Raw genomic sequence first — 15,154 nt, 5'->3', positions numbered from 1 at the left:
TAGTCGGGGTTCTGTATGAGCGGTCTGACAGACAAACGCTCAATTCATACGCCCGTTTGATTTGGGTACGCCACCTTCATCCAATTCCGAGCAATTGTCAATCGCTCGAAAGGCTAGGAAAAACGCGACTTTCCAGTCATTTCAGAACCCCGACCATAGGCCTACGCCGTGTCAATATTCAAATATTCACGAAATCAATAATAGAAAAGATGTGGGAAAAGGCTGTACACCACGGGATTTCCCGCTAGGCTTGCGACACCCTTAATGCGCCTGGATGAATATCCGACGCATAAGTCACAGATTTACAGGCCTGCCTGGCCAACTCCAGCCCGATGATGATGTCGGGCTTTTTATCGCCTGGTTTTTAGCACTAGCAAGGCATCAAGCTAAGGCCTTGAGCAACGTATCAATGTCCTTTAACACACTCGCCTCGCCCTTCTCGCCCCAATACAAAGCGATCATTTGCTTGTCGGCCTCGACCTTGTAGACGTTATCCGGCAGCGTCGCAAAATGCGGCAACAACTTTTCATCGGCGCACACTTCACGCCACTGATTGACCCAAACCCCCGGCTCCAACTGCCAATAACACCAGAGCGTCGGCGCACGCCCGCGCCTCGGCCGGCAGTATTGCGCGCACGGGCTCGGCGGCTCCTGCTTGAGCCAATGCGGCCACTCCTGTGGCGCCAATTGCATGGCCAGGCCGATGCGGCGTGCCTCCATCCGCAGGGCCATGCGGCCACTCTGATGACGCGAGGGCCGCAGCCACGCCAGAGGGCTCAGGACCACCAGAAGGATTGACACCACTATCCAGACCGTCATATGTGTACTCCCGAATTTCTAGATGAGCGGATTTGACCTGACACAACCCCATCCGCTTGAAAGCAGCCATACTGAACTTATTGCAGCCCCCTGGAGGAAAGCCCCATGTCCTACGAACATATTCTGGTCGCCGTAGACCTGACCGAAGAGTGCGATCCAGTCATCAAGCGCGCGCGAGACTCCGCGGTCGCCAACGGCGCCAAGCTGTCACTGGTGCATATCGTCGAGCCGATGGCCATGGCGTTTGGCGGCGACGTGCCTATGGACCTCTCCCAACTGCAGCAACAACAGTTCGATCAGGCCAAAGAGCGCCTGGACCGGTTGATCCTCAAGTACCCGGAAGTGACCAAGGAAAACTCCCACCTCACTTACGGCCAGCCGCGCCAGGAAATCCACCACTTGGCCAAGGAACAGGGCTGCGACCTAATCGTGGTCGGCAGTCATGGCCGCCACGGCCTGGCGTTGCTGCTGGGCTCTACCGCCAATGATGTGCTGCACGGCGCGCCGTGTGATGTGCTGGCGGTGAAGCTGGTAAAAAGCGCTTAAGAACGACGCTAACCAATTGTGGGAGCGGGCTTGCTCGCGAAAGCAGTCTGTCAGTTGACGCATCTGGCGACTGATGTACCGCTTTCGCGAGCAAGCCCGCTCCCACATTTCTAATCGCATTCCATATAAAAAGCCCGGCGTTCATACAGATGGGCGCCGGGCTTTTTTTAATGCGCTTGAATCAATCAGGCGTCCAGCTCTGCCCAACGCTCAACCAACACTTCCAGCTCCTGGTTCAACGTTTCCAAGGAAGCAATGACCTTGGCAGTTTCCGCCGCCGGGCGCAGATAGAAACCCGCGTCAGCCATTTGCGCCTCTACCACGGCAATCTGCTGTTCCTTGGCGTCGATATCACCCGGCAACGCTTCCAGCTCACGTTGCAGCTTGTAGCTGAGCTTCTTCTTGGCTGCCGGCGCAGCTTCCTGGGCCGGATCAGCAGCGGCAACTGGCGCCACCACCGCCGAGGTCAAGTCGGCTTTTCCGGACTTGCTCTCGGTCACGCCCAGCAAGCGTGGCGAGCCGCCCTGGCGCAACCAGTCCTGATAACCACCGACATATTCACGCACCTTGCCTTCACCTTCGAAGACCAGCGTGCTGGTGACCACGTTGTCGAGGAATGCCCGGTCGTGGCTGACCATCAGCACAGTGCCGTTGAAGGTCAGCAAGACCTCTTCCAGCAGCTCGAGGGTTTCCACGTCGAGGTCGTTGGTCGGTTCGTCAAGCACCAGCAGGTTGGCTGGTTTGCTGAACAGCTTGGCCAGCAGCAGGCGCGCGCGTTCACCACCGGACAAGGCTTTCACCGGCGTACGTGCACGCTGCGGGCTGAACAGGAAGTCGCCCAGGTAGCTCAGCACGTGGCGGCTCTGGCCATCGATGTCGATAAAGTCGCGGCCTTCGGCGACGTTGTCGATCACGGTTTTTTCCAGGTCCAACTGATGGCGCAACTGGTCGAAGTAGGCCACGTCGATCTTGGTGCCTTCCTCTACCGTGCCGCTGGTCGGTTGCAGGCCGTTGAGCATCAGCTTGAGCAAAGTGGTCTTGCCAGTGCCGTTGGCGCCCAGCAGGCCGATACGGTCGCCGCGCTGCAGGACCATCGAGAAGTCCTTGATCAGGAACGGGCCATCCGGGTGATGGAAGCTGACGTTCTCCAGCACCATAACCTGCTTGCCCGACTTATCGGCGGTGTCGAGCTGAATATTCGCCTTGCCAGTGCGTTCGCGACGCTCGCTACGCTCATTGCGTAGAGCCTTGAGGGCACGTACGCGACCTTCGTTACGGGTGCGACGGGCCTTGATGCCCTGGCGGATCCAGACTTCTTCCTGAGCCAGTTTTTTGTCGAACAACGCGTTGGCGGTTTCTTCAGCGGACAGTGCAGCTTCCTTGTGCACCAAGAAACTCGCGTAGTCGCCGTTCCAGTCGATCAGACCGCCACGGTCCAGTTCAAGGATGCGCGTGGCCAGGCTCTGCAGGAAGGCACGGTCGTGCGTGATAAACAACACGGCGCCCTGGAAGTCCTTAATGGCTTCTTCCAACCAGGCGATTGCGCCGATGTCCAGGTGGTTGGTGGGTTCGTCGAGCAGCAGCAGGTCCGGCTCGGACACCAATGCCTGAGCCAGCAGCACGCGGCGACGCCAGCCACCAGACAACTCGGCAAGGGTCTTGTCGGCAGGCAGTTGCAGGCGGCTCAAGGTGCTGTCGACGAGTTGCTGCAAGCGCCAGCCATCACGGGCTTCGAGGTCTTGCTGGACGTGCATCAGCTTGTCCAGGTCTGCTTCGGTGACGCAGTTCTGCGCCAGGTGATGGTATTGCGCGAGCAGTTCGCCAACGCCGTCGAGGCCTTCGGCAACCACGTCGAACACTGTCCGTCCGTCGGCCACCGGCAATTCTTGCGGCAATTCGCCGATCTTGAGGCCCGGGGCGCGCCAAACAGAGCCGTCATCGGGCTTCTGGTCGCCTTTTACCAGCTTCATCATGCTGGACTTGCCGGTGCCGTTGCGGCCGATGATGCACACCCGCTCACCACGGGCGATCTGCCAGGACACCTTGTCCAACAACGGCATAGCGCCGAAAGCAAGGGACACATCGCTGAATTTGAGCAGGGTCATACGCTTCTCCAAAAACTGGGCGCGCATTCTACCTGACTTGAAGGTGGGATGCGGTCGGCATTTTCGCTGGCGACACGTTCCGTAGGACATTTACGATGAACTTCAGCCAGCCGGCCTGCAAAGCTTTCGCCAGCCGCTGGCAAAAGGCTAAGCTAGGGGCAATCAGTGTCGGCAGTGCCGGTGCTAGTCGTGATTTCTCTGCACGGACGTCTCATGCGCAGTCGCCTTTTCAACTTTTTATCTTGCCTGCTTCTTTCCGCCACCGCCGTTCAATCAGCCCAGGCCGTGGACCTCACCACCCAACGTCAATATTACGATGAAGCCAAACGCGCCTTGGCCAAAGGCGACACCGGCCCGTACATGCAATACAGCCAAGCGCTTTCCGACTACCCGCTCACGCCATACCTGGCTTACGACGAGCTGACCGCGCGCCTGAAAACCGCGAGTAACGCGGAAATCGAACAGTTCCTCGCCAAAAACGGCGACCTGCCCCAAGCCAACTGGATGAAACTGCGCTGGTTGCGCTGGCTGGCCGACCGTGGCGACTGGCAGACATTTGAAAAGTACTACGACGCCAAACTGAATTTCGTCGAACTGGACTGCCTGCATGGCCAGTATCAGCTCAGCCACAATCTGAAGGCTGAAGGCTATAAGACCGCCGAGAAGTTGTGGATGACCGGTAAATCCCAGCCGGCCGCCTGTGACGCCACCTTTGGTCAATGGGCCGCCGATGGTCAGCTCACCGAACAGAAAATCTGGAACCGCGCCAAACTCGCCGCCGAAGCTCGTAACTACGCGCTGGCCAATAGCCTGGTGAAAACCCTGCCGACCCTCAGCGCGCAAGGTCGCGTGATGGTAGATGTCGCGCAGAAGCCCGATATGCTCAGCAACCCATCACGCTTCCTGCCGGCCACCGAGGCCATGTCTGACGCCGTAGGCCTGGGCCTGCGCCGCCTGGCGCGCCAGGACCCGGATAAGGCCATGGCCCTGCTCGACGGTTACGCCAGCAGCATGCACTTCTCCCGTGACGAAAAAGTGTCGATTGCCCGCGAGATCGGTCTGACCCTGGCCAAGCGCTTCGACCCGCGCGCCCTTGAGGTGATGACCAAGTACGACCCCGAGCTGCGCGACAACACCGTCTCCGAATGGCGCCTGCGCCTGCTGTTGCGCTTGGCGCGCTGGGAAGACGCCTACCAATTGATTCGCAAGCTCCCACAAGACCTGGCCACCACCAACCGTTGGCGCTATTGGCAGGCCCGCAGCCTGGAATTGGCCGAGCCGAAAAACCCGCAAGCCCTGGTGCTGTACAAGAACGTGGCCAAGGAGCGCGATTTCTACGGATTCCTCGCCGCTGATCGCTCCAAAGCGCCTTATCAGTTGAACAACAAGCCGCTGGTAATGAGCCAGGCGCTGGTCAACAAGGTCCGCAACACCCCTGGTGTGCGCCGCGCCCTGGAGTTCTACGCGCGTGGCCAGATCGTCGACGGCCGTCGCGAGTGGTACCACGTCACCCGCCACTTCAACCGCGATGAAATGGTCGCCCAGGCCAAACTGGCCTATGACATGAAGTGGTACTTCCCGGCGATCCGCACCATCAGCCAGGCGCAGTACTGGGATGACTTGGATATTCGCTTCCCAATGGCCCACCGTGACACTTTGGTGCGCGAAGCCAAGGTGCGTGGCCTGCATTCAAGCTGGATGTTTGCCATCACCCGCCAGGAAAGCGCCTTCATGGACGACGCCCGCTCCGGCGTCGGCGCCAGCGGCCTGATGCAATTGATGCCCGGCACCGCCAAAGAAACTGCGCGCAAGTTCAGCATCCCGCTGGCCTCCCCGGCCCAGGTACTGGACCCGGACAAAAACATCCAGCTCGGCGCGGCCTACCTGAGCCAGGTGCACAGCCAGTTCAACGGTAACCGCGTACTCGCCTCCGCGGCCTACAACGCCGGCCCCGGCCGCGTGCGCCAATGGCTGCGCGGTGCTGATCACCTGAGCTTCGATGTATGGGTAGAAAGCATCCCGTTCGATGAAACCCGCCAGTATGTGCAGAACGTGCTGTCTTATTCGGTGATCTACGGGCAAAAACTCAACTCACCGCAGCCGCTGGTGGATTGGCATGAGCGGTATTTTGATGATCAGTAATACCTAGGCCGGAGGTCGCCATACTGTTAGCGACTCAAACCCTGTGGCAAGCGGGCTTGCCACAGCAAGCCCGCTCGTCATTAGCCCGCGCTTTTCGCGACCTCTACGCCATCACTGAACTGCAACGCCGCTAACCGCGCATACAACGGATTGTTGGCAATCAACTGCTGATGCGTGCCCACCGCCACCAGCTTGCCTTGGTCCATCACGGCAATCCGATCCGCGTTCTTCACCGTCGCCAACCGATGGGCGATCACCAGCGTGGTGCGCCCCTGCATCAGTTGCGGCAACGCCTGCTGGATCAAGTGTTCACTTTGGGCATCGAGCGCACTGGTGGCTTCGTCAAGTAGCAGGATCGGCGCGTCCACCAGCAGCGCACGAGCGATGGCCAGGCGTTGGCGCTGGCCGCCCGAGAGGCCCATGCCGCCGTCGCCGAGGTGGGTCTGGTAGCCGTCGGGCATTTGCAGAATGAAGTCGTGTGCATGAGCGATACGCGCAGCGGCCTCGACCTGCTCGCGGGTGGCGGACGGGTTGCCGTAGCGGATGTTTTCTTCGACGCTGCCGAAAAACAGCGCAGGACTCTGGGACACCAGCGCGAAGTGGCGGCGCAGGTCCATCGGGTCAAGTTCAGTCAACGCGTGGCCTTCCACCAGGATGCGGCCTTGCTGGGGGTCGTAGAAACGCAGCAGCAGATCGAAGATCGTGGATTTACCGGCACCGGACGGACCGACTAGCGCCAGGGTTTCGCCGGGATTGATGGTCAGACTCAAACCATCGATGGCGTAGCTGTCAGGCCGCGACGGGTATGAAAAGCGCAGGTCTTGCAGTTCCATGCGGCCACTGACGAGCTCCGGCAACTGCACAGTACCCGCGGCGGGTGCCTGGATTTCATTGCTCGATTGCAGCAACTCGCCAATCCGCTCAGCGGCACCGGCGGCGCGCTGCAGCTCGCCGAGTACTTCGCTCAAGGTGCCAACAGCGCTGCCGACGATCAGGCTGTAGAACACGAACGCCGCCAGCTCACCACCAGAAATGCGCCCACTGATAACGTCCATACCACCGACCCACAGCATCACACCCACGGCACCCAGCACCAGCATGATCACGAGCGTAATCAGCCAGGCGCGCTGTGCGATGCGCTTGCGCGCCGTGGCAAATGCTTCTTCCACGGTCACGGCGAAGCGCTGTTCGTCCTGCACCTGGTGGTTGTAGGCCTGCACGGTCTTGATCTGCCCGAGGGTCTCGGACACATAGCTGCCGACATCGGCGATGCGGTCCTGGCTCTGTCGCGACAGGCTACGCACGCGTCGCCCGAAAATCAGGATCGGTGCCAACACCAGCGGCAGTGCGATTACCACGATGCTGGTGAGCTTAGGGTTGGTGACAAAGAGCAGCACGATGCCGCCAATGACCATCAAGGCATTGCGCAGAAACAGCGACAGCGACGAGCCGATCACCGACTGCAGCAAAGTGGTGTCGGTGGTCAACCGCGACTGAATCTCCGAGCTGCGGTTGTTCTCGTAAAAGCCGGGGTGCAGGTAGATCAGGTGGTTGAACACTTGCTGGCGAATGTCCGCCACCACCCGCTCGCCGATCCACGACACCAGGTAAAACCGCGCAAACGTACCCACCGCCAGGCCCAGCACCAGAACCATGAACAGGCCGATGGACTGATTAAGCAGGTGCGGCGATTGGGTCATGAAACCCTGATCCACCAGCAGGCGAATGCCCTGCCCCATGGACAAGGTGATGCCGGCCGTGACAATCAGTGCCAGCAAGGCGCCAAGCGCCTGCCAACGGTAGGGCGCAACAAAGCGGCTGGCCAAACGAATTGCACGGCGTTGACGGACTGAGAACATGGAGGGCATACCGATGAGGAACCTGTACTCCCACATTGGGGGAACTTGGGTAAATAACAATGTGTCAGGTTAATTATGCCCGCTGCTGCTGTTCTCTAGAGGCGATCGTTCTAACCCCTGGCTGGAAATTTGTATCGGTTTCTGGTGGACTGGGTGTTCGAACCGGCGACTTTGTTAAGCGTTGTAATAGCCTGGTCACGCGCGCGACTTAGCGTAAGCAGCACAGTAGGTACACAACCGGATGAGGAGACAGGCCATGACCTTGCAAAATAGCAACGATGCCCAAATTGAAGTGATCCGCCAACCGCAGCATTTGCCTTGTTCGGTGATCGACGCCCAAGGCCGCGAAGTGCAGATTACCGAAGAGATGATCCAGCAAGCGTGCCGCGAGCTGGAACAGCGACTGGTCAAGCCTGCCAAGCAAGGCTGAAGCACCTAAGCTCTTGCAAACCGGTCTTGATGGCCGGTTTTTTTGTGGCGAGGGCGTTCCTACAGAGGGTTAGCGCCCAGGGCCGAGACGATAGCGGACAACGCCGCCGACTCGCCATGGATGCGCACCTTCAAGCAATCAATCTCACGGCGCTCCGGGTAGTGCTTGCGCAGCAGGTCGAACGCCTTGCGCTGCTCTTCTACGGTTCCTACGAGGCTACGGCGGAAATCCGCGTCATCGCGGCGCGGGTCGTACACGCTACGGCACAAGGTCGCCAGAGCCCAGGCTGGGTCGGTGGACGCATTCAAGTGCACTTCGGCCAGCCACGGTTGAGGCAGCAGGTCACTTAATTGAATGCTTGGCTGTTGGCCCAGATGGGCGCAGAACGCCTGATAAATCTGCGCGGTGCCGCGCTGCTTGCCGTCGAGGCTGTAACCGGCGATATGCGGGGTGGCCAGCACACACAGGTCGGCCAGATCGACATCCACTTCGGGCTCGCCTTCCCACACGTCCAGCACCGCTTGCAGGTCTTCACGCGCAAGCAGCACCTCGCGCAGGGCGGCGTTGTCCACCACCGGGCCACGGCTGGCGTTGATCAGCCAGGCACCTGGCTTGAGACGGTTGAGGCGCGCGCGATCGAACAGATGCCAGGTGGAGCCGTTGCCGGACTTGGTCAACGGCGTGTGCAAGCTGATCACGTCGCACTGCTGGATAATCTGCTCCAGGCTGACGTAGTCACCGTCTTCGGCGATCTGGCGCGGCGGGTCACAGACCAGCACGTTCCAACCCAGGCCCTTGAGCACCTTGACCAGCCGCCCACCGACTTCACCGGCACCGACGACGCCGTAGGTACGCTGATGGAGGTCGGCGCCCTCGATTTCAGCCAGCGTCTGCAAGCTGCCCAGCACATAGTCCACCACGCCCCGTGCATTGCAGCCAGGTGCGCTGGACCAGTTGATACCGGCCTGCTTGAAGTAATCCAGATCAAGGTGATCGGTACCGATGGTGCACGTGCCGACAAAACGCACCTTGCTACCGTCCAGCAACGCACGGTTGACGTTGGTCACCGAGCGCACCAGCAGCACGTCGGCCTGCTCGACCGTGGCACGGTCAATGGAACGGCCGGGCACCCGGCGGATCTCACCAAACCCTTCGAAGAAGGCATCGAGCAGCGGGATATTTTCGTCGGCAACAATCAACATGGCAGGCTCCTTTCGCGGACCCGCAGTGTACAGGGATGCGATCGCGGTAACACCGCAGATGCCAGGTGAGCAATGCTTATATAGGAGCCGGGCGTGTGTGGGAGCTGGCTTGCCTGAAGATCGCTTACAAATCCCTAACACAGGTTTTTTCCTGACCGGTGCGTCAGCGCGTAGACTTCGCCGTCCTTCGTGATGCTTTTAATGGACACCCGTACGTGAACACCGCCACCACCGCCCTCTCCCGCCCCGCCCGCGTCAGCCTTGAGGTGCGCAACCTGCTGACCCTGGCCCTGCCGATCATGATCGGCCAACTGGCGACCACCGCCATGGGCTTTGTCGATGCGGTGATGGCCGGACGTGTGAGCCCTCGCGATTTGGCGGCGGTGGCGCTGGGCAATTCGATCTGGATTCCGGTGTACCTGCTGATGACCGGTACGCTGTTGGCCACCACGCCCAAAGTCGCCCAGCGTTTCGGCGCCGGCCACCACACCGAGATTGGTCCATTGGTGCGCCAGTCCTTATGGCTGGCGGTGGTTGTGGGGCTTACCGCGCTGCTGATGCTCGTCAGTGCCGAGCCGATCCTGCATGCGATGAACGTCGACCCCGAGTTGATCAAACCGTGCATGGCTTACTTGCACGGCATCGCCTCTGGCATGCCGGCCGTCGCCCTGTATTACGTGCTGCGCTGCTTCAGCGATGGCCTGGGCCACACGCGCCCGAGTATGGTCATGGGCCTGTGCGGCCTGGCGCTGAATATTCCGCTGAACTACATATTTATCTATGGCCATTTCGGCGTACCGGCCATGGGCGGCGTGGGCTGTGGCTGGGCCACGGCGATCGTGATGTGGGTGATGATGCTCGGCCTGGCCGCCTGGACCCGTTGGGCGCCGGCTTACCAGAGCAGCGAGTTATTCAAGCGTTTCGACTGGCCAAAATGGTCGGTGATCCAGCACGTACTGAGCATTGGGCTGCCGATTGGCATCGCGGTGTTTGCCGAGTCGAGCATCTTTGCGGTGATCGCCCTGCTGATCGGCAGCCTGGGCGCCAACGTGGTGGCCGGGCACCAGGTCGCGCTGAACTTCAGCTCGCTGGTGTTCATGATTCCTTACTCGCTGAGCATGGCGGTCACCGTGCGTGTCGGCCAGGCGCTGGGCCGTGGCGAGCCGCGTGAAGCGCGTTTTGCCGCAGGGGTCGGCATGGGCACGGCACTGACCTACGCCTGCGTGTCCTGCAGCCTGATGCTGCTGTTTCGCGAGCAGATCGCCACGATCTACACACCTGACCCGTCAGTGATCCACGTGGCGTCGATGCTGATCGTGTTTGCGGCGCTGTTCCAGTTTTCCGACGCTATCCAGGTCACAGCTGCTGGCGCGCTGCGTGGCTACCAGGACACGCGGGTGACGATGGTGCTGACCTTGTTTGCTTATTGGGGCGTGGGCTTGCCGGTGGGTTATGCCTTGGGGCTGACCGACTGGCTGGGCGCCGCCAGCGGGCCAAGCGGCCTGTGGCAGGGTTTGATCGTGGGCTTGAGTTGCGCCGCCGCGATGCTGGTGATCCGCCTGGCACGCAGCGCGCGCCGGCGGATTCGCCACGTTGCGGCGCTGGCTTAATTGATCTTCTTGCGAATCCAGTACAGGTACGTACCGGCCTGCTCCTGCTGATCCACCAGTTCATGGTCCAGGAACACGCAGAACTTGGGGATGTCGCGGCGGGTCGATGGGTCGGTCGCGATCACCTTGAGCAGGCCGCCAGGTGGCAGATCACGGATGTGTTGGTGCAACATCATCACGGGCTCGGGGCAGTTGAGGCCGGTGGCGTCGAGCGTGCCGTCGACAGGTAAATCAACACTCATAGTTCACTCCTGAAACTGGCCCGATCACTGTAGGAGCGGGCTTGCCCGCGATGACGGGGGCACATTCAACATAGACTTCTACTGTTATACCGCTATCGCGGGCAAGCCAGCTCCCAGATTAGAACTCAGCGGGCCTTAGGTTTCTTCGCATCCACCAGCCGGCGCAAGTGGCACGTCACTTCCTCACGGTCGTGGTACAGCTGCTTGCAGCCGATCTCCACGCGAATGCCGCGCGCCCTGAAGCCTTCTTCAATGCGTTCCAGCAGGCGTTTCACCTCGGCGTAACGCTGCTTCATCGGCAACTTCAGGTTCACCACCGCCTCACGGCAATAGCCCTCGCCAATCCAGGTTTCCAGCAACGCCGCATTACGCGCCGGTTTCTCGACGATGTCGCAGACCATCCAGTCCACCGGCTGCTTAGGCACGAAGGTAAAACCGTCAGCCATCAAGTGCTGCACAAGGCCCGTGTCCATCAGGCTTTCAGCCATCGGGCCGTTGTCGATGGCGGTCACCAGCATGCCACGGTTGACCAGTTGCCAGGTCCAGCCGCCGGGGGCTGCGCCGAGGTCAACACCGGTCATGTCGCCGTGCAGACGCTCGTCCCACTGGTCGCGGGGGATGAAGTGGTGCCAGGCCTCTTCCAGCTTCAAGGTCGAACGACTAGGTGCGTCACGCGGGAACTTGAGGCGCGGTATGCCCATCGGCCACATTGCCGAGTTGTTCGACTCAGCCAGGCCCATGAACACTTCACGGCCGCTTTTGAAGGTCAGCAGCAGGCGCGGCTTGCTCGGGTCATCCACCAGTTTGCCGGCGTTCAACAAGGCTTTGCGCAAGTGCACTTCGAATTTCTTGCAGAAGTTGGAGAGCTCCTTGCCGTCGTTGGTGTCGACCATCTCCAGCCAGAGGCTGCCACACACTGGAAAGCCTTGCAGGTGGGCGAGGATCACGCTGATGCGGTCGGTTTCCGGCAGGTCGATGAACACCCCGCGCGCCCACTGCCTCGGGAAGATCAGCTCGGCAAAGCGCTGGCCGTGCATCAGGCGCTGGGCGCCGTCTTCTTCGGTGCAGACAAATTCGGCGCAGGCGCTGCCGGTCTTGGTCTTGGCATAGCCGGAAACGTTCAGGCGCGCGGCGTGTTCCGCGATCTCGGAACAGACTTCGCCTTCAAAACCCGGGCGGCAGTGCATAAAAAGGGTGTTCATCAATTCTCCTGGTGACTCAACCGGCATTGCTCTATCGCACTACCTGTCATGAAAACGCGGGCATGATAGCCGAGTTCGGAACCTTGGACTTAACGATAGAGTCCAGTTATTAGCCTGCTAATGAAAACAGGGCTAAGTTGAAAGCTCTGTTCGTCCCGTCAGGTCCGTAGCCGTGCGGACCATAAGGAGTCATGTAATGTCATCCCTTGATAGCCTGAGAACCCTTAAAACACTGCAAATCGACGCCAAGACCTACCATTACTTCAGCTTGCCCGAAGCCGCCAAAAGCCTGGGCGACCTGGATAAGCTGCCGATGTCCCTCAAGGTGCTGCTGGAAAACCTGCTGCGCTGGGAAGACAACAAAACTGTCACCGGCACCGACCTCAAGGCCATTGCCGCTTGGCTCAAAGAGCGCCAGTCCGACCGCGAGATCCAATACCGCCCGGCCCGCGTGCTGATGCAGGACTTTACCGGCGTGCCGGCCGTGGTCGACTTGGCCGCCATGCGCGCCGCCGTGGCCAAGGCCGGTGGCGACCCGCAGCGTATCAACCCGCTGTCGCCCGTCGACCTGGTGATCGACCACTCGGTGATGGTCGACACGTTCGGCAGCACCAGCGCCTTCGAACAGAACGTCGACATCGAAATGCAGCGCAACGGCGAACGCTACGCCTTCCTGCGCTGGGGCCAGAGCGCCTTCGACAACTTCAGCGTCGTGCCACCCGGCACAGGCATCTGCCACCAGGTCAACCTCGAATACCTTGGTCGCACCGTATGGACCAAGGACGAAGACGGCCGCACCTACGCCTTCCCGGACACACTGGTGGGCACCGACTCCCACACCACCATGATCAACGGCCTGGGCGTCCTCGGCTGGGGTGTGGGCGGCATTGAGGCCGAAGCAGCGATGCTCGGCCAGCCGGTGTCGATGCTGATTCCGGAAGTGATCGGCTTCAAGCTGACCGGTAAATTGAAAGAAGGCATTACCGCCACCGACTTGGTACTGACGGTCACCCAGATGCTACGTAAAAAAGGCGTGGTGGGTAAATTCGTCGAGTTTTACGGCGACGGCCTGGCCGACCTGCCCCTGGCCGACCGCGCCACCATCGCGAACATGGCCCCGGAATACGGCGCCACTTGCGGCTTTTTCCCGGTGGATGAAGTGACGTTGGACTACCTGCGCCTGTCCGGCCGCCCTGCCGAAACCGTCAAACTGGTCGAGGCCTACACCAAGGCCCAGGGCCTGTGGCGTAATGCCGGCCAGGAGCCGGTGTTCACCGACACCCTGGCCCTGGACATGGGCAGCGTAGAGGCCAGCCTGGCCGGGCCGAAACGCCCTCAGGACCGTGTATCTCTGCCGAATGTAGGCCAGGCCTTCAGCGATTTCCTCGACCTGCAATTCAAGCCGACCAACAAAGAAGAAGGCCGTCTGGAAAGTGAAGGCGGCGGCGGCGTTGCCGTGGGCAACGCCGACTTGGTGGGCGAAACCGACTATGAATACGACGGCCGCACGTATCGGCTGAAAAACGGCGCAGTAGTGATCGCCGCAATTACTTCGTGCACCAACACCTCCAACCCCAGCGTGATGATGGCCGCAGGTCTGGTGGCGAAAAAAGCCGTAGAAAAAGGCCTGACCAGCAAACCCTGGGTGAAAACCTCGCTGGCACCCGGCTCCAAAGTGGTTACCGACTACTACAAGGCGGCGGGCCTGACTCAATACCTGGACAAGCTCGGCTTCGACTTGGTCGGCTATGGCTGCACCACGTGTATCGGCAACTCTGGCCCATTGCCCGAACCGATCGAAAAAGCCATCCAGAAAGCCGACCTCGCCGTCGCCTCGGTGCTGTCCGGCAACCGCAACTTCGAAGGCCGCGTACATCCGCTGGTGAAAACCAACTGGCTGGCTTCACCACCGCTGGTGGTTGCCTATGCGTTGGCAGGCACCGTGCGTATCGATATCAGCAGCGAGCCGCTGGGTCACGATAAGGACGGTAAACCGGTGTACCTGAAGGATATCTGGCCAAGCAGCAAGGAAATCGCCGATGCCGTCGCGCAAGTCAGCACCGGCATGTTCCACAAGGAATACGCCGAGGTGTTTGCCGGTGACGAACAGTGGCAAGCCATTGAGGTGCCGCAGGCCGCGACTTACGTGTGGCAGAAGGATTCCACCTACATCCAGCACCCACCGTTTTTTGACGACATTGCCGGGCCACTGCCGGTGATCAAAGACGTCAAAGGCGCCAACGTGCTGGCGCTGCTGGGCGATTCAGTGACCACCGACCACATCTCCCCCGCCGGCAACATCAAAACCGACAGCCCCGCCGGCCGCTACCTGCGCGAACAAGGTGTGGAGCCGCGTGACTTCAACTCCTACGGTTCACGCCGCGGCAACCATGAAGTGATGATGCGCGGCACCTTTGCCAATATCCGTATCCGCAACGAAATGCTCGGCGGCGAGGAAGGCGGTAATACGCTGTACATCCCCACCGGTGAGAAAATGCCGATCTACGACGCGGCCATGAAGTATCAGGCGTCGGGCACACCGCTGGTGGTGATTGCCGGCCAGGAGTACGGGACCGGCTCAAGCCGCGACTGGGCGGCCAAGGGCACCAACCTGCTGGGGGTCAAAGCGGTGATCGCCGAAAGCTTCGAACGGATTCACCGCTCCAACCTGGTCGGCATGGGCGTGCTGCCTTTGCAGTTCAAGCTGGATCAAAACCGCAAGGCACTCAAACTGACCGGCAAGGAGAAGATCGACATTCTTGGGCTGACCGATGCCGAGATCGAACCGCGGATGAACCTGACGCTGGTGATTACACGCGAGGATGGCAGCAGCGAGAAGGTCGACGTGCTGTGCCGGATTGATACCTTGAATGAAGTGGAATACTTCAAGGCCGGTGGCATCTTGCACTATGTGCTGCGCCAGCTGATCGCGTCGTAAGCAACACTGCAAAACCAAATGTGGGAGCGGGCTTGCTCGCGAATGCGGTGGATCAGTCA

At 60.4% G+C, this 15,154-nt stretch carries 11 protein-coding genes; 5 read left to right on the top strand and 6 right to left on the bottom strand.

The annotated features are described in order from the left end of the window. Positions 1-381 precede the first annotated feature (381 nt). Positions 382-819 (bottom strand): hypothetical protein, encoded by a 438-nt coding sequence (locus FW764_RS11065; RefSeq protein WP_446433970.1) that lies wholly within the window; start codon positions 817-819, stop codon positions 382-384. A gap of 105 nt (positions 820-924) precedes the next feature. On the opposite strand from FW764_RS11065, the gene FW764_RS11060 reads away from it, so the two are divergent. Then, on the top strand, positions 925-1,365 hold the full coding sequence (locus FW764_RS11060) for a universal stress protein (protein WP_446433969.1): 441 nt from the start codon (positions 925-927) through the stop codon (positions 1,363-1,365). Positions 1,366-1,550: 185 nt separating this feature from the next. Here the strand turns inward: FW764_RS11060 and FW764_RS11055 are convergent, their stop codons facing one another. Next, a complete protein-coding gene (locus tag FW764_RS11055) occupies positions 1,551-3,470 on the bottom strand; it encodes an ATP-binding cassette domain-containing protein (protein WP_446433968.1) in 1,920 nt (639 codons plus the stop codon). Positions 3,471-3,683: 213 nt separating this feature from the next. On the opposite strand from FW764_RS11055, the gene FW764_RS11050 reads away from it, so the two are divergent. Beyond that, the gene (locus FW764_RS11050) at positions 3,684-5,612 is read left to right on the top strand and encodes a transglycosylase SLT domain-containing protein (protein WP_446433967.1); all 1,929 of its coding nucleotides are present in this window, start codon (positions 3,684-3,686) and stop codon (positions 5,610-5,612) included. An 80-nt stretch (positions 5,613-5,692) separates the two neighbouring features. Here the strand turns inward: FW764_RS11050 and FW764_RS11045 are convergent, their stop codons facing one another. Continuing rightward, positions 5,693-7,480 (bottom strand): ABC transporter transmembrane domain-containing protein, encoded by a 1,788-nt coding sequence (locus FW764_RS11045; protein ID WP_446433966.1) that lies wholly within the window; start codon positions 7,478-7,480, stop codon positions 5,693-5,695. A 247-nt stretch (positions 7,481-7,727) separates the two neighbouring features. Between FW764_RS11045 and FW764_RS11040 the strand changes: the two genes are divergently transcribed. Beyond that, a complete protein-coding gene (locus FW764_RS11040; RefSeq protein WP_446433965.1) occupies positions 7,728-7,901 on the top strand; it encodes a PA1571 family protein in 174 nt (57 codons plus the stop codon). 59 nt (positions 7,902-7,960) lie between these two features. Here the strand turns inward: FW764_RS11040 and pdxB are convergent, their stop codons facing one another. Next, complete coding sequence (pdxB, locus tag FW764_RS11035; protein WP_446433964.1) at positions 7,961-9,103, bottom strand: 4-phosphoerythronate dehydrogenase PdxB; 1,143 nt, start codon at positions 9,101-9,103, stop codon at positions 7,961-7,963. Positions 9,104-9,318: 215 nt separating this feature from the next. On the opposite strand from pdxB, the gene FW764_RS11030 reads away from it, so the two are divergent. Then, positions 9,319-10,713, top strand: coding sequence for an MATE family efflux transporter (locus FW764_RS11030; RefSeq protein ID WP_446433963.1), 1,395 nt, complete (start codon positions 9,319-9,321; stop codon positions 10,711-10,713). On the opposite strand, the gene tusA is transcribed toward FW764_RS11030, so the two are convergent. Together tusA and rlmM are read right to left on the bottom strand one after the other, a co-directional pair. Further along, positions 10,710-10,955 carry a sulfurtransferase TusA gene (gene tusA, locus FW764_RS11025; RefSeq protein ID WP_446433962.1) on the bottom strand — a complete coding sequence of 82 codons (246 nt, stop codon included), beginning with the start codon at positions 10,953-10,955 and terminating at the stop codon, positions 10,710-10,712. The two genes, FW764_RS11030 and tusA, sit on opposite strands and share 4 nt — an antisense overlap. A 125-nt stretch (positions 10,956-11,080) precedes the next feature. Beyond that, positions 11,081-12,157, bottom strand: coding sequence for a 23S rRNA (cytidine(2498)-2'-O)-methyltransferase RlmM (rlmM, locus tag FW764_RS11020; RefSeq protein ID WP_446433961.1), 1,077 nt, complete (start codon positions 12,155-12,157; stop codon positions 11,081-11,083). Between the two features lie 196 nt (positions 12,158-12,353). Between rlmM and acnA the strand changes: the two genes are divergently transcribed. Next, positions 12,354-15,095, top strand: coding sequence for an aconitate hydratase AcnA (acnA, locus tag FW764_RS11015; protein WP_446433960.1), 2,742 nt, complete (start codon positions 12,354-12,356; stop codon positions 15,093-15,095). Positions 15,096-15,154 lie beyond the last annotated feature (59 nt).

Source organism: Pseudomonas sp. 1152_12 (assembly GCF_052850675.1).
This window is presented reverse-complemented; position numbering and strand designations above follow the sequence as displayed.

Coding starts and splice junctions, on each gene's coding strand:
- pdxB (WP_446433964.1), bottom strand. CDS start 9,103: ATGTTGATTGTTGCCGACGAAAATATCCCGCTGCTCGATGCCTTCTTC.
- rlmM (WP_446433961.1), bottom strand. CDS start 12,157: ATGAACACCCTTTTTATGCACTGCCGCCCGGGTTTTGAAGGCGAAGTC.
- FW764_RS11065 (WP_446433970.1), bottom strand. CDS start 819: ATGACGGTCTGGATAGTGGTGTCAATCCTTCTGGTGGTCCTGAGCCCT.
- FW764_RS11045 (WP_446433966.1), bottom strand. CDS start 7,480: ATGCCCTCCATGTTCTCAGTCCGTCAACGCCGTGCAATTCGTTTGGCC.
- FW764_RS11055 (WP_446433968.1), bottom strand. CDS start 3,470: ATGACCCTGCTCAAATTCAGCGATGTGTCCCTTGCTTTCGGCGCTATG.
- FW764_RS11050 (WP_446433967.1), top strand. CDS start 3,684: ATGCGCAGTCGCCTTTTCAACTTTTTATCTTGCCTGCTTCTTTCCGCC.
- tusA (WP_446433962.1), bottom strand. CDS start 10,955: ATGAGTGTTGATTTACCTGTCGACGGCACGCTCGACGCCACCGGCCTC.
- acnA (WP_446433960.1), top strand. CDS start 12,354: ATGTCATCCCTTGATAGCCTGAGAACCCTTAAAACACTGCAAATCGAC.
- FW764_RS11060 (WP_446433969.1), top strand. CDS start 925: ATGTCCTACGAACATATTCTGGTCGCCGTAGACCTGACCGAAGAGTGC.
- FW764_RS11040 (WP_446433965.1), top strand. CDS start 7,728: ATGACCTTGCAAAATAGCAACGATGCCCAAATTGAAGTGATCCGCCAA.